The following is a 14,162-nucleotide window of genomic DNA, read 5'->3' as shown; positions in this document are numbered from 1 at the left end:
AGCTGAATCAATCGCGCTGATTTTATGGGTAAACCAAGAGCAAGTAAAATTTCTATGGCAAATTAATTCTTCGGTTTAACTACAAAAACCGATTGTAACTGGCTGAAAGCCTTGATTTTCGGGCATTGCGGCTGGTTTTGTTAATTATGTTTCCTGCATCATGTAACGGAATGCAAGTTGCGTAATGATAATTAATATCGTTTGGGGTGGTGCGGTTCATTTTACTTGGTCTGATGCTTGCAAAGTTGCTGGCGGTGCTTTTTGGTTGCAAATGCGAAGGGCTCTCGTTCTAGCAGCTTTTTAAACGGTTTGCCCCGCTCTGGATCAATGGTCTGGTGAGTACTGGGGCGGGTTGTTCGCTTCTGGGAGCATAGACCTGATCCGGTTTTTTGCTCATACGCTGCCTGGGAGCTGGTCGGCCCTTTCTCGCTAACCATAAAAAAACCCAGACTCCCTCACCGGGAGCCTGGGCCTGCTCATTCCATCAACCAACCGCTACCTCAATGGAACTGCTCTTCCTCGGTCGAGCCGGTCAGCGCTGTCACCGACGAAGCGCCACCCTGGATTACGGTGGTCATGTCGTCAAAGTAGCCAGTGCCGACTTCCTGCTGGTGCGCAACAAAGGTATAGCCCTTGCTGGCATCGGCGAATTCCTGCTCTTGCAGCTTCACGTAGGCGGTCATGTCATTGCGCGCATAGTCATGCGCCAGGTTGAACATGCCGTGCCACATGTTGTGGATGCCGGCCAGGGTGATGAACTGGTGCTTGTAACCCATGGCCGACAGCTCGCGCTGGAATTTGGCGATGGTTGCGTCGTCGAGGTTCTTCTTCCAGTTGAACGACGGCGAGCAGTTGTACGACAGCAGCTGGTCCGGGTATTCCTTCTTGATCGCCTCGGCAAATCGGCGGGCTTCGTCCAGGTCTGGCTTGGCGGTTTCGCACCAGATCAGGTCGGCATACGGCGCGTAGGCCAGGCCACGCGAAATTGCCTGATCGAGGCCAGCGCGTACTTTATAGAAACCTTCACGGGTGCGCTCGCCGAGCACGAACGGCTGGTCGTACGGGTCGCAATCGCTGGTCAGCAGGTCGGCGGCGTTGGCGTCGGTACGGGCCAGGATAATGGTCGGTACGCCCGCAACGTCAGCAGCCAGGCGCGCAGCCACCAGCTTCTGTACAGCTTCCTGGGTCGGTACCAGGACCTTGCCGCCCATGTGGCCGCATTTTTTCACCGAGGCCAGCTGGTCTTCGAAGTGCACGCCGGCGGCGCCCGCTTCGATCATGTTCTTCATCAGCTCGTAGGCGTTGAGCACGCCGCCAAAACCGGCTTCGGCGTCGGCCACGATCGGCGCGAAGTAGTCGACGTAGCCTTCGTCGCCCGGGTTCTTGCCCGCTTTCCACTGGATCTGGTCGGCACGGCGGAACGAGTTGTTGATGCGCTTGACCACGGTCGGCACCGAGTCAACCGGGTACAGCGACTGATCGGGGTACATCGACTCTGCCGAGTTGTTGTCGGCGGCAACCTGCCAGCCGGACAGGTAAATAGCCTGGATGCCGGCTTTGACCTGTTGCACTGCCTGGCCGCCGGTGAGCGCTCCCATGCAGTTGACGAAGTCCTTGTCCGGACGGAAGGACGGGTGGGCACCTTGGGTGACCAGCTTCCAGAGTTTCTCTGCGCCAACCTGGGCCAGGGTGTGCTCCGGTTGCAGCGAGCCACGCAGACGAACGACATCGGCGGCGGAGTAGGTACGGGTCACGCCTTTCCAGCGCGGGTTCTCGGCCCAGTCTTTCTCGAGGGCTGCAATTTGCTGTTCGCGTGTCAGTGCCATGTGATTAAAACCTCGTCGCATCATTCTTGGGGTAGTTGTGGTGCTGATGCTCAAAAGTCGCGGATCAGAGCGCCTGACGGCTGTCCTGTTCGAAGGAGGTACGACGGCGAACGCCAAGGCTCGAAGGGGAAGGAGGGCGCAGCTCGGGCAAGGTGCGGCGACAGGTCGGCTCGTGGATGCCTTGCTGTGGCGCGACAGGATTTGCCTGGTGACTGCGGTGATGCGCTTCCGTCCCTCGGGACAACTTCTCGTTGCAGTCGCAATCCGGTCGAACCGCCTTGTGGGCCGTATAGACACGAGACGCCTCCAGGGGTAGCCGGAGCGCGCCTCGAAGACCCTTGCCAGGGCCTCTGATTAGCGGGAGCGAGGCCATCATGCCCTTGTCAAAAAGTGCCTGTCAAATGTTTTGTAGTGCTTTTCTGGGTCTACTACATCTTTGGTCTAATGCGACTCCACAGTCAGTTTCAAGGCCTTTGGTCGAAGCCTCGAATTGCCTGGGTTCAGTCGAGAAGGTCGACTCTGACACGCAAAGTCATGTTTTCTCCTCGTTGCGTGCCGTAACTGTGGCTTGACGCACTCCGTTCAGCCTGGCTCTGCTGGTTGTACCCGGCCAAAGTAATCCACTCGCCAAGCCTGCCGGTCACGGTTGTGTCGGTGCTCTGCACTTTCACTACATCGGGACGTTCGCTGCTCATTCGATCATTATTGCTGCTGATTGCCAGCCGCACCGTGTCGCCGCTGACGCTGGGTGTGACATAGAAACCCTGGGTCACATTGCGATATTCAGTGTTGCTCTGCACGCGGCCGTAGCCGTCGGTGCTGCTGCTGGTGATCGGCACGCTCTGGCCAACCTGGATCAGCGCCGGCTGGCCGTCACTGGCCTGGATCTGCTGCAGGCCGCCCTCCCGGTTGCTGGTGCCGTAGCGAATCACCCGAGCATTGCCACGGTTGTCCTGAAAGTTGCTGTCATTGTTGTCGACGCTGATCAGCAAGCGCTTGGCTTTGCTGTCGAGTTGCTGCAGCAGCGCGCGCAAGTCGCCAATGCGTTCGGGGCTGGCGGTGACGATCAGCTTGTTCTCGAAGGCGCTGACGCTGCCTTCCTTGCCAATAAAGGCCTGCGCGGTGGGCAGCAGTTCGGCACTGCTGCGGTGCTGCAAGGGCAGCACTTCGGTGGCGGCCTGGGCGCCAAGGCTGGTAGCCAGCAGCAGTGAAGCGAGCAGGGGGCGTAGCAGCATGTTGGAGTTCTCCGCAGGTAGAACAGACATGATGGCAAATTTGTCACGGTTATGCCGGATGAGGATCACAACCTGAGTCAAATGCGCTCAGTCGCCACGCACAGGTGGTTGCCCCCGGACAAATTCCGTAACATCGCGCCCCCGCTCGCTGCATGCCCAGATGCCAGCGCTTGCACAGATTGACTGATCTCAGGAAGCCCATGAAACCCGCCCGACTACGCGCCGATCTTCTCGCCGGCCTGACTACTTCCTTCGCCCTGGTACCCGAGTGCATCGCCTTTGCCTTGGTCGCCCATCTCAACCCGCTGATGGGTTTGTACGGCGCCTTCATCATCTGCACCCTGACAGCGCTGTTCGGCGGCCGGCCGGGGATGATCTCCGGCGCGGCCGGCTCGATGGCGGTGGTGATCGTCGCGCTGGTGGTACAGCACGGCGCGCAGTACCTGCTGGCAACGGTGCTGCTGGGCGGGTTGCTGATGATCCTGTTTGGCGTGCTGCGCTTGGGCAAGCTCGTAAGGCTGGTGCCGTACCCGGTGATGCTTGGCTTCGTCAATGGCCTGGCCATCGTCATCGCCATGGCCCAGCTCGAGCATTTCAAAAGTGGCGAGCAGTGGCTCAGTGGCACCCCGCTGTACCTGATGATTGGCCTGGTAGCGTTGACCATGCTGGTGGTCTATGTGTTGCCGCGCCTGACCCGCAGCGTGCCGCCAGCGCTGGTGGCCATCCTCGGCGTCGGCCTGCTGGTGTATCTGCTTGATCTGCCGACAAGGACCCTGGGTGAGATGGCACATATCGCCGGCGGCCTGCCGCAGTTGGCTTGGCCGCAGGTGCCATGGACGCTTGACACGCTGAAAATCATTGCCCCCTATGCGCTGCTGATGGCCATGGTCGGCCTGCTGGAAACCCTGCTGACCCTTAACCTCACCGACGAAATCACCGAGAGCCGCGGCTTTCCAGACCGTGAATGTGTGGCCCTGGGCGCGGCCAACATGGTCTCGGGCATGTGCGGTGGCATGGGTGGCTGTGCGATGATCGGGCAGACCATGATCAACCTCAGCTCCAATGGCCGTGGGCGGCTGTCGGGGGTAGTGGCTGGCGGCATGATCCTGCTGTTCGTGTTGTTCCTGTCACCACTGATCGAGCGGATACCACTGGCGGCACTGGTCGGGGTGATGTTCGTGGTGGCCCAGCAGACCTTCGCCTGGGCCTCACTGCGGGTGTTGCACAAGGTACCCGTCAGTGATGTGCTGGCGATCATTGCCGTGACCGTGGTCACGGTATTCACCGACCTGGCCATGGCGGTGCTGTTCGGGATCATCCTCGCGGCGATCAACTTCGCCTGGCAGCATGCCCGCGAGCTGTACGCCGACAGCCATGTCGATAGTGATGGCAACAAGCACTATCAGGTACACGGCACGCTGTTTTTTGCTTCCACGGCGGCGTTCCTCAACCAGTTCGAGCCCACGCAGGACCCTGATGGGGTGACGCTGGATTGCAAGCACCTGAGCTTTGTCGACTACTCGGCGGTGGCGGCGTTGCAAACCTTGCGCGAGCGTTACAGCAAGGCCGGCAAGCATCTGCGTGTTGTGCATCTGTCCGAGCGCTGCAAGAAGCTGCTCAAGCGGGCAGGGGCCCAGCACTGATCGATCATGCCTGGGCCGGCGTGGATGCGCGGCTCAGGCATAACAACGCGCTGGCCTAGTTGCCGGTGTTCTTCTTGATGATCGCCTCGGCGATAGTGGCCGGCGCCTCACCGTACTTGGTGAACTCCATGGTGTAGCTGGCCCGGCCCTGAGTCATCGAGCGCATCTGCGTCGAGTAGCCAAACATCTCACCCAACGGCACCTCGGCGCGGATCACCTTGCCGGCCGGCGTCTCTTCCCCTTCCTGGATCATGCCGCGGCGCCTGCTCAGGTCGCCGATGATGTCGCCCTGATATTCATCGGGGGTGACCACTTCAACCTTCATCACCGGCTCCAGCAATACCGCGCCGCCTTTCTGTGATAGTTGCTTGGTGGCCATCGACGCCGCGATCTTGAAGGCCATCTCGTTGGAGTCGACATCATGGTAGGAGCCGTCGAATACTGCCGCCTTGAGGCCTATCAGCGGATAGCCGGCCAACACGCCATTGTGCATCTGCTCTTCGATGCCCTTCTGGATGGCCGGGATGTACTCGCGCGGTATGACCCCGCCGACCACCTCGTTGATGAACTCCAGGCCCTCTTTACCTTCCTCGCCTGGCGCAAAGCGGATCCAGCAGTGGCCGTATTGGCCGCGGCCACCGGATTGACGGACGAACTTGCCTTCGATTTCGCAGGTGTTGCGGATCTTCTCGCGGTAGGCGACCTGCGGCTTGCCGATGTTGGCCTCGACGCCAAACTCGCGACGCATGCGGTCGACAATGATGTCCAGGTGCAGCTCGCCCATGCCGGAAATGATCGTCTGCGCGGTTTCTTCGTCGGTCTTGACCCGAAACGACGGGTCTTCCTGGGCCAGCTTGCTCAAGGCAATGCCCATTTTCTCCTGATCGGCCTTGGTTTTCGGCTCGACCGCCACCGAAATCACTGGATCGGGGAAGTCCATGCGCTCAAGCATGATCGGCTTGTTCAGGTCGCACAAGGTATCGCCGGTGGTGACGTCCTTCATGCCGATCAGCGCGGCGATGTCGCCGGCGCAGACGTTCTTGATCTCGGCCCGCTGGTTGGCGTGCATCTGCACCATACGGCCGACCCGCTCCTTTTTGCCTTTGACCGAGTTGAGCACGGCATCGCCCGAACTGAGGATGCCGGAGTAGACCCGCGCGAAGGTCAGCGTGCCTACGAACGGATCTGTGGCGATCTTGAACGCCAGCGCCGAAAACGGCTCATTGTCGTCGGCGTGGCGCTCCAGCGGCCGGTCGTCGTGGTCCGGGTCGGTGCCTTTGATGGCCGGTATTTCGCTGGGGGCGGGCAGGTAGTCGATGACCGCGTCGAGCATCAACGGCACGCCCTTGTTCTTGAATGACGAGCCGAGTACGGTCGGCACGATTTCATTGGCGATGGTGCGCTGACGCAGGCCGGCCTTGATCTGCTCGTTGCTCAGCTCCTGGCCGTCCAGATACAGCTCCATGAATTGGTCGTTGGCCTCGGCGGCCGCCTCGACCAAGTGCGCACGCCACTCGTCGGCGAGTGCCTGCAACTCGGCGGGGATGTCCTCTTCGCGGTAGCTGGCGCCATTATCGGCGTCATTCCAGTAGATGGCTTTCATCTTCAGCAGATCGATCTGACCGATGAAGTTTTCTTCGCTGCCGATCGCCAGCTGAATCGGCACGGGATGGTGGCCCAGGCGTTTGTCGATCTGCTTGACCACGCGCAAGAAGTCCGCACCCTGGCGGTCCATCTTGTTGATGTAGGCCAGGCGCGGCACATGGTACTTGTTGGCCTGGCGCCAGACCGTCTCGGACTGTGGCTCGACCCCGTCGGCCGCACTGAACACCACGACCGCACCATCGAGCACACGCAACGAGCGCTCGACTTCGATGGTGAAGTCAACGTGGCCGGGGGTGTCGATGATGTTGAAACGAAACTTGTCGGCGAACTGCTTGGTCGAGCCTTGCCAGAAGGCCGTCGTCGCCGCTGAAGTGATGGTGATGCCACGCTCTTGTTCCTGCGCCATCCAGTCCATGGTCGCTGCGCCGTCATGCACTTCGCCCATCTTGTGGTTGACGCCGGTGTAGAACAGGATGCGTTCGGTAGTGGTGGTCTTGCCGGCGTCGACATGGGCGACAATGCCGATGTTGCGGTACAGCTCGATGGGGGTCGTGCGGGCCATGGTCAGTCACCTGAGGTGAATGCGCGGGAGGGGTATTCCCACGGTAGCAGACGGCACGCCGCCTGCTAGCCCAATGGCCGGCTATGCGAGGAACGGTGTCAGTCGGCCTGAGCCTGCAACTGCCACTTGCCGTCGACTTCACGCGCCAGGCCGCTGGCCGGCAGCAGTGCCAGCAGGCGTTGATGCAAGGCCGGGTCGGTGAAACCTTTGACGGTATCCAGGTCGAGCTCGCCGAGCAATTGCATGTCGGTCTTGGTGTACGACAGCCAGGCCTTTTTCAGGTACTGCAGCACATCACTGCCCGCCGTGTTGGCGAAGCGCCGGTTGAGCGTGCGGCCTTCCAGCTCGAAGGTGTGGCGGTGGCTGTAGTTGCTCTCGTCGCCTGCGCCTTCGACGCAGCGGTAGCAGCTGCAGGCGCCATCGCCGAAGGCGTTGCGCAGGTAGCTGTTGAAGTCCACGACGGGCTTGAGGGAAAGGCGTTTGTCGACCTCGAACAGGTCGGCGGTCATCGGTTGTTCAGCGCTCACGCGGTGTCCTCGTGTGGTGTGGCGTGCATCGGCGGGCACCCTAACAGATCGGCGCTTTTTCGGCCATGCGCGCTGGCGCCCGCGCACATCCGGTCGTCTGCCACTCGCGCGGCGCCGCGTGCTGCCGTAACCTATGCGCCCCCGGTGCCCGCGCGCCGATCCCAACCCATGAGGCAAGTCGCTTGAACAAGTTTCCGTACATCGCCACCATCACCGTCAGCAGCGAAGACCGCGGGGGCGACACTGAAGCATCGGAGAACGTCAACATGCGGGTTGGCATCGAGGCTGTGACCGAGACCTTGAAGAAGGTGCATTTCGTCGCTGCACTGGCGGCCCCGGAAAAACCTGCCACGCACATCTGTGTGACGCTGGAGAACGGCCTGGTTTATTACGGCCCGATCGTCAATGGTCACGCCGAACTCGAAGGCGGCTGGATCGCCTTCGAGTCCGACATGCTCACCCCGCAAGAGCTCGGCCTGTAAGCCTCAGCCCAGCTCGGCCAGGCACTGCTCGAAGATATCCAGGCCTGCTTCGAGCACCTCAGCCTCGATGGTCAGTGGTGCCAGCAGGCGAATGATATGGCGCGCCTTGCCGCTGGGCATCAGCAGCAACCCCTTGCTGCGCGCTGCTTGCAGCAGTTTGGCCAGCTGCGCCGGGGCTGGCGTGCCGTCGGCATTGACCAGTTCGATGCCACGCATGGCGCCGACCCCGGTCAAACGACCCAGTGACGGGTACAGCCCTGATGCCTTCCAGCGTTGATAGCGGCCGACGATAGCTTGCTCATGGCGTTCGCCCCAGGTCGCCAGATTGGCGTCGGTCATCTGTGCCAGGCTGGCCAACGCCGCTGCGCAGGCAATCGGGTTGCCTGAATAGGTGCCACCCAGGCCCCCCTTGGGCAACGCTGCGAGCAACTCCCGGCGGCCCACTACTGCGCCCAGGGGCATACCGCCGGCCATACTTTTTGCCAGCAGCAGCAGGTCGGGTTCGATCCCCAGTCGCGGGAAGGCAAAACGCTGCCCGGTACGGCCGAAGCCGGATTGAATCTCGTCGATGATCAACAGAATCCCGTGCTCATCGCAGAAGCGCCGCAGGGCTTGGGCGAACGTCGGATCAAGCGCGAGGAAGCCACCTTCGCCCTGCACCGGTTCAAGAATGAAAGCAGCCACATCCTCCACTGCCAGTTCGACGCTGAACAGCCGGTCCAGGGCCTTGAGCGCCTGTTCACAGCTGACATCGGTGTCATTGCTGGGGTAGGGCAGGTGATAGACCGGGCCCGGCAAATCGCCGACCCGCTGCTTGTACGGTGCGACCTTGCCATTGAGGTTGAGCGTGGCCAGCGTGCGGCCGTGGAAGGCGCCGTCGAAGGCTATGATCGCGCGCTTGCCGGTGGCGCCGCGGGCGACTTTCAGGGCGTTCTCGGCAGCTTCCGCGCCGCTGTTGGTAAGCATTCCGGCCATGGGGTAGCTGAGCGGCACAAAGCTGCTCAGTTGCTCCATCAGTTGCAGGTACGGGCCGTGGGCGGCAGCGTTGAACGCATAGTGGGTCAAGCGACCGGCCTGCTGTTGAATCGCTGCAACTACTGCCGGGTTGCAGTGACCCAGGTTGAGCACGCCGATGCCGCCGACGAAGTCGATATAGCCGTTACCGTCGGTATCCCAGACATGCGCATTGAGGCCATGGGAAAGTGTGATGGGGTGAACGATGGAAATGGACTGGCTGATACTTTCCTGATTCATGGGGGCACGCGTACCTTGTTCGATTTTGCTGACTATCCAAGCGCTTTGATCGCCCACGCACAAACGAATAATTCGATTGCGGTCATTCCCCTGATTCCTGAATTTTCAGCAGTGACTTGCACCGTTGCGTAAACCGCTGGCTCAAGGTGGTTGATGGTTTTTATTTTTTGGCCGATCGGTCAGGTCATCTCGGCATGAGTTCATTCCCTTGCGGAATCATGTGCTGCAAAAAGGTCGTTTGTTGGGGCTCCACCAAAGATCAATACTGACGTGGATCAATGATCGCGGCCGGGTAGGTCTGGATAACCAAAAGGCCTGCCTCGGTACGTACAGAACAACAACTAGATGCACGTTTGCATTGTACGAATTCTGCTCCAAGTTCAGCCGCCCGAGCGGCGGCCGACCCACTCGAGGGTTTTCCATGGCTTCGCTAAAAAACAAGAAACAGCGGTCCTTGCAACATGGTCTGACCTCGCGTCAGGTGTCGATGATTTCGATCGCCGGGATCATCGGCGCGGGGTTGTTCATCGGCTCATCCAACGCAATCGCCACGGCCGGGCCGGCGATTCTGATCTCCTACGCCATGACCGGCTTGCTGGTGCTGCTGGTGATGCGCATGCTCGGTGAGATGGCCATCGCCAACCCCAACAGCGGCTCGTTCTCGACCTATGCCAGTGAGGCGATCGGGCCTTGGGCTGGCTTTACCATCGGCTGGCTGTACTGGTGGTTCTGGGTGCTGATCATTCCGGTCGAGGCGATTGCCGGGGCAGACATCCTGCATGCGTATTTCCCTGACGTGCCGTCATGGTTGTTTGCATTTCTGATCATGTTGGTGTTGTCGTGCACCAACCTGATCAGCGTGAAGAACTTTGGTGAGTTCGAGTATTGGTTCGCCTTGATCAAGGTGATCGCCATTGTGGCATTCATCGTTGTTTGCACGATGGCGGTGCTGGGTTTCTGGCCATTGGCCGAGACACGCGGTGTGAGCCAGCTGTGGGCGAACGGCGGGTTTATGCCGAACGGCTTCGGCACGGTGCTGGGTGGGGTGCTGATCACCATCTTCTCGTTCTTTGGCGCCGAGATCGTGACCATTGCAGCGGATGAGACGGCCAATCCGAAAGACAAGATTCGCCGGGCAACCAACCTAGTGGTGTACCGCATCGGCATCTTCTATCTCGCGTCGATCTTCCTGGTGGTGTCGCTGGTAGCGTGGAACGATCCTGCGTTGAAGGCGGTGGGGTCGTTCCAGCGGGCGCTCGAGGTGCTGAATGTGCCGGGGGCGAAACTGGTGGTCGACCTGGTGGTGCTGGTGGCGGTTACCAGTTGCATGAACTCCGGGTTGTATACGGCTTCACGGATGCTCTACTCGCTGGCTTCGCGGGGGGAGGCGCCTGCTATGGTGCGGCGTGTGTCGGGTAATGGCGTGCCGACGGTAGCGGTGCTGTTGTCGACCTTGGCGGGCTTTGTCGGGTGTCTGGTCAACTACGTGTTCCCGGGGAAGGTGTTTGGCTTCCTGCTGTCCACTACCGGGGCGATTGCTTTGCTCGTGTATCTGGTGATTGCGATTTCACAATTGCGCATGCGTGGGCGGGCGGATCGGCTGGGGACTGTGCTGGAACTGAAAATGTGGCTGTTCCCGTGGCTGACCTGGTTGGTGATCGGGACGATTGTGATGGTGCTGGGGTATATGCTGCTCAGTGATGCTTATCGGTATGAGACGTTGATGACTGCTGGGGTTACGGCGTTTATCTTGCTGGTTGCGGTTACGCGGCGTCGAGGTGGGCCGGGGCGTTCCTCGATTCTGGTTTCGGGTGATTGAGCGTTTTGGATTAGCCCCTTGATCGCCGACACAACGCGGCCCCTGTAGGAGCGGCCTTGTGTCGCGAAAGGCCAGCGCAGCTGGCCCGACATTCTTGCAGCGCTGTATGAATCGAGGGGCCGCTGCGCGGCCCTATCGCGACACAAGGCCGCTCCTACAACAGTCTGAATCAGACAATTCTTATGAGACCCATACGATCAGCGGAATAGCCTAGCGGCGTTTTCACCATAGGCTTTCCGCGATGTTCACATACACCTCATCCTGTGCACCACCACGGCCTTCGCGCCGAACGGTTGGCTGCCGCCTGAACATCCCGGTTCAACACCCCTGTTTGCTAACACTGCCAGCCAGTGGCGTACGCCGCCGGCCTGGCTGTTCGCGACCGCGTTAAACCGCGTTACTGATGCCAGCAACAGGCGCGGTCGCCGGCCGCGTCCTGATGCAGCCGATCTCCTGCAACGGGAGATAGTCAGTGCTGGCCTTTGTGCCCTACAGTGTCATTCCTACGCACAAAGGCTAGCGACCATGACCGATCTGAGCGCATTCCCTATCACCCGCAAATGGCCAGCCGCGCATCCCGAGCGCCTGCAGCTGTATTCGCTGCCAACGCCAAATGGGGTCAAGGTGTCGATCATGCTCGAAGAGATTGGCCTGGCCTATGAAGCGCACAAGGTCAGCTTCGAACATGAAGAGCAACTGAGCCCCGAATTCATCTCGCTCAGTGCCAACAACAAGATCCCGGCCATCCTCGACCCCAACGGGCTGGACGGCCAGCCGCTGGCGCTGTTCGAGTCAGGCGCGATTCTGCAGTACCTGGCCGAGAAGAGCGGGCAATTGCTCAGCGTCAGCCCGGCCCAGCGCTACCAGACCCTGCAGTGGCTGATGTTCCAGATGGGCGGCATCGGGCCGATGTTTGGCCAGGTAGGCTTTTTCCATTTCTTCGCCGGCAAGGATTTCGAAGACAAGCGCCCACGTGATCGCTACGTCAATGAATCGCGGCGGCTGCTCGGGGTGCTTGATCGGCATCTGCACGGCCGGGACTGGATGGTCGACGACTACAGTATCGCCGACATTGCCATCTTTCCCTGGGTGCGCAACCTGGTCGACCGCTACAACGCACGCGAACTGGTGCAGTTCGAGCAGTTCAAGGACGTGCAGCGGGTGCTGGACAACTTCCTCGCTCGGCCAGCGGTACAGCGCGGTTTGACGATTCCGAGCTGAGCGGCACTGAGTGCTACAGGAGCGAGCGATGATGGCCGGCAAATGGATCCTTGAACAGCTTGCAGGCGATGGACAGGCCCGTGCCGCGGCGGTGTTCGATGGCCTTTGAATTGATCCGCGCCAGCGACAGCTACCGCAGCTTTGCGCGGGATCTCACCCGCCAGGCCATGCTGCCGTACTATCAGGCATTCGGCCTGCGCTGGATCGAAGAAGCCTTCGACCAGGCCTGGGGCTGGCGCGAACAGTGGCTTGTCATGGAAGGCGAGACTGTGCTGGGCTTTTGCAGCGTGAGTCAGGATCGCCAGGCGCTGTTCATTCGCGAACTGCACCTGGTGCCCGAGCAGCGCAACCGCGGCGTTGGCACCTGGGCCCTGCAAACGCTGGCTGCGATGGCCGCGCAGCGCAAGCTGGGCTTGCTGCGGCTGATGGTGTTCAAGATCAACCCGGCGCGGCAGTTGTACCTGCGCCAGGGTTTCCTCGAGATGGGCGAAGACGACTGCTTCGTGCGCATGCAGCGCGCAGTCGCCTGATCCTCAACGCTGGCTGACGCGCACGGTATTGCCCTGGCGCACGGTCGACTCGAGCAGGGTGCCCTGCAGCGGCAACAGGTCGCCGATCAACAGGTTCTGCAGCAGTGGCTTACCGTCGAAGCTGTTACCACCCAACTCGACCTGGCGCATGCCTTCTACCCGCAGGATGGCCTTGCCGACCTGGCCCAGACGGTTGCCGCTGAGCAGCAGCGGGCCGGCCATGGGCGTGGCGTTGCGCAGGCTCACCGCGTACTCGGGGGTATTGGTGATGTGGTTGCCAAGCAGCGCCAGTGCGCCGACTTCGCTGGCGTCGATGGCGCTACCGACACTGCTGCCGAGCAAGTTGTTGTCGATCACCAGTGGCGCTGCCGGGGTTGGCGCTAGGCTGCGCAGCTGGATGCCATTGCCACGGCTGTCGCCGATGCGGTTGCCGGCCAGCAACACCGCGCCTTGTTGCTCGCTGACTTCGATGGCAGCCTTGCCCGCGCCGAGGATCAGGTTGTTTTCCACCAGCGCGCGGGTTTGTCCACGCAGACGTACGCCGCTGTTGTTGTCGATGCCGCGCAGCTGGTTGTCACGCACGCTGACCTGGCTGTCACGGACATCGATTGCATATTGCTGGGACTGCTCGAAGCGGCTGCCCTCGATGGTTGCCTGGCTGCGCTGCAGCTCGACCGCACTGGACATCTCACTGAACTGGCTGTCGCGGATCACCACCGTCGCCGGGCGGCTGCTGGCCGGCTGCTGGGTGCTGATCGCCGTAGTCAGGCCACGCGACAGGTTGGCGTTATAGCCCAGACGCTTCAAGGTCGAGCCAACCACCTGGGTGTGGCTGCCGGCCCAGGCGATCACGAACGGACGCCAGGCGCGGTCGGTATTGCCCGCCTTGTCACCGGCCATGCTCTCCAGGTTGGACTTGTTAAGCCCCAGCCAGCCCTGGTTGATCAGCGCGGTACCGGAGTAGCTCGACAGATACAGGCTGGTGCCTTCGAGGACCAGACCGGCATCGGCGCCGATCATCAGCGGATAGCTGAGCAGGTAACCGTCCTTGTAGCGCTTGAGAATGCGAGAGTCGTTCAAGGCATCGTGCAACTGAGCAAGGGTGATGCTGCCGCCGCGCAGGGTCACCACTTGCGGGTGATGCGCCTGATAGCCAGCAATGGCCCGGAACAGCCCATTATTGACGAACGGCTCGAACGGCCAGCTGCCGGCCTGGGCCGAGAACATCGGTTGCAGGCTGACACTGGCGCGGCCCGCCGGGCGTGCGCGTTCGGCCTGGGCAAAGGTTACCGCCAGGCGGACCTGCTGGCGCAGCTGCTGCAAGTGTTGCTGATATTGCTCGGCTGGCAGCACGTCGACCGTCTGCTTGATGGGCAAGGTCTGCGTGCCAGCCTGGGCAGTACCGGCCAGCAGCAGGGCGGCGAGGCAGGTCAGGGAAAAACGGGCGAAGGGGGCCAT

Annotated in this window: 11 protein-coding genes; 5 read left to right on the top strand and 6 right to left on the bottom strand. The window is 61.1% G+C overall.

What is annotated here, in order from left to right; genetic code table 11:
- Window positions 1–500: 500 nt before the first annotated feature.
- Window positions 501–1,826, bottom strand: a complete 1,326-nt coding sequence (aceA, locus tag M2396_RS08620) for an isocitrate lyase (RefSeq protein ID WP_101318394.1) — start codon at window positions 1,824–1,826, stop codon at window positions 501–503.
- 500 nt (window positions 1,827–2,326) lie between these two features.
- Window positions 2,327–3,061, bottom strand: coding sequence for a secretin N-terminal domain-containing protein (locus M2396_RS08615; RefSeq protein ID WP_188035699.1), 735 nt, complete (start codon window positions 3,059–3,061; stop codon window positions 2,327–2,329).
- Between the two features lie 200 nt (window positions 3,062–3,261).
- On the opposite strand from M2396_RS08615, the gene M2396_RS08610 reads away from it, so the two are divergent.
- Complete coding sequence (locus tag M2396_RS08610; RefSeq protein ID WP_188035700.1) at window positions 3,262–4,704, top strand: SulP family inorganic anion transporter; 1,443 nt, start codon at window positions 3,262–3,264, stop codon at window positions 4,702–4,704.
- A 55-nt stretch (window positions 4,705–4,759) separates the two neighbouring features.
- On the opposite strand, the gene fusA is transcribed toward M2396_RS08610, so the two are convergent.
- Entirely contained in the window at window positions 4,760–6,871 is a 2,112-nt protein-coding gene (gene fusA, locus M2396_RS08605; RefSeq protein ID WP_259074193.1) for an elongation factor G, read from the bottom strand.
- A 98-nt stretch (window positions 6,872–6,969) separates the two neighbouring features.
- Window positions 6,970–7,398, bottom strand: a complete 429-nt coding sequence (locus tag M2396_RS08600) for a hypothetical protein (RefSeq protein WP_101318400.1) — start codon at window positions 7,396–7,398, stop codon at window positions 6,970–6,972.
- Between the two features lie 182 nt (window positions 7,399–7,580).
- On the opposite strand from M2396_RS08600, the gene M2396_RS08595 reads away from it, so the two are divergent.
- Complete coding sequence (locus tag M2396_RS08595; RefSeq protein ID WP_101318402.1) at window positions 7,581–7,880, top strand: hypothetical protein; 300 nt, start codon at window positions 7,581–7,583, stop codon at window positions 7,878–7,880.
- Between the two features lie 3 nt (window positions 7,881–7,883).
- On the opposite strand, the gene M2396_RS08590 is transcribed toward M2396_RS08595, so the two are convergent.
- A complete protein-coding gene (locus tag M2396_RS08590) occupies window positions 7,884–9,134 on the bottom strand; it encodes an aspartate aminotransferase family protein (RefSeq protein ID WP_101318404.1) in 1,251 nt (416 codons plus the stop codon).
- Window positions 9,135–9,555: 421 nt separating this feature from the next.
- Here M2396_RS08590 and M2396_RS08585 point away from each other — a divergent pair, with 421 nt between their 5' ends.
- The 3 genes from M2396_RS08585 (at window position 9,556) to M2396_RS08575 (ending at window position 12,704) form a co-directional block, all read left to right on the top strand.
- Window positions 9,556–10,953, top strand: coding sequence for an amino acid permease (locus M2396_RS08585; protein WP_150572857.1), 1,398 nt, complete (start codon window positions 9,556–9,558; stop codon window positions 10,951–10,953).
- 525 nt (window positions 10,954–11,478) lie between these two features.
- Entirely contained in the window at window positions 11,479–12,174 is a 696-nt protein-coding gene (locus tag M2396_RS08580) for a glutathione S-transferase N-terminal domain-containing protein (RefSeq protein ID WP_259074191.1), read from the top strand.
- A 98-nt stretch (window positions 12,175–12,272) separates the two neighbouring features.
- Complete coding sequence (locus M2396_RS08575) at window positions 12,273–12,704, top strand: GNAT family N-acetyltransferase (RefSeq protein WP_259074189.1); 432 nt, start codon at window positions 12,273–12,275, stop codon at window positions 12,702–12,704.
- Window positions 12,705–12,707: 3 nt separating this feature from the next.
- On the opposite strand, the gene M2396_RS08570 is transcribed toward M2396_RS08575, so the two are convergent.
- On the bottom strand, window positions 12,708–14,162 hold the full coding sequence (locus M2396_RS08570; protein ID WP_220633377.1) for a right-handed parallel beta-helix repeat-containing protein: 1,455 nt from the start codon (window positions 14,160–14,162) through the stop codon (window positions 12,708–12,710).

The organism is Pseudomonas sp. BIGb0278 (assembly GCF_024809895.1).
In the GTDB taxonomy this organism is placed as follows: Bacteria; Pseudomonadota; Gammaproteobacteria; order Pseudomonadales; family Pseudomonadaceae; genus Aquipseudomonas; species Aquipseudomonas shirazensis.
This window is presented reverse-complemented; position numbering and strand designations above follow the sequence as displayed.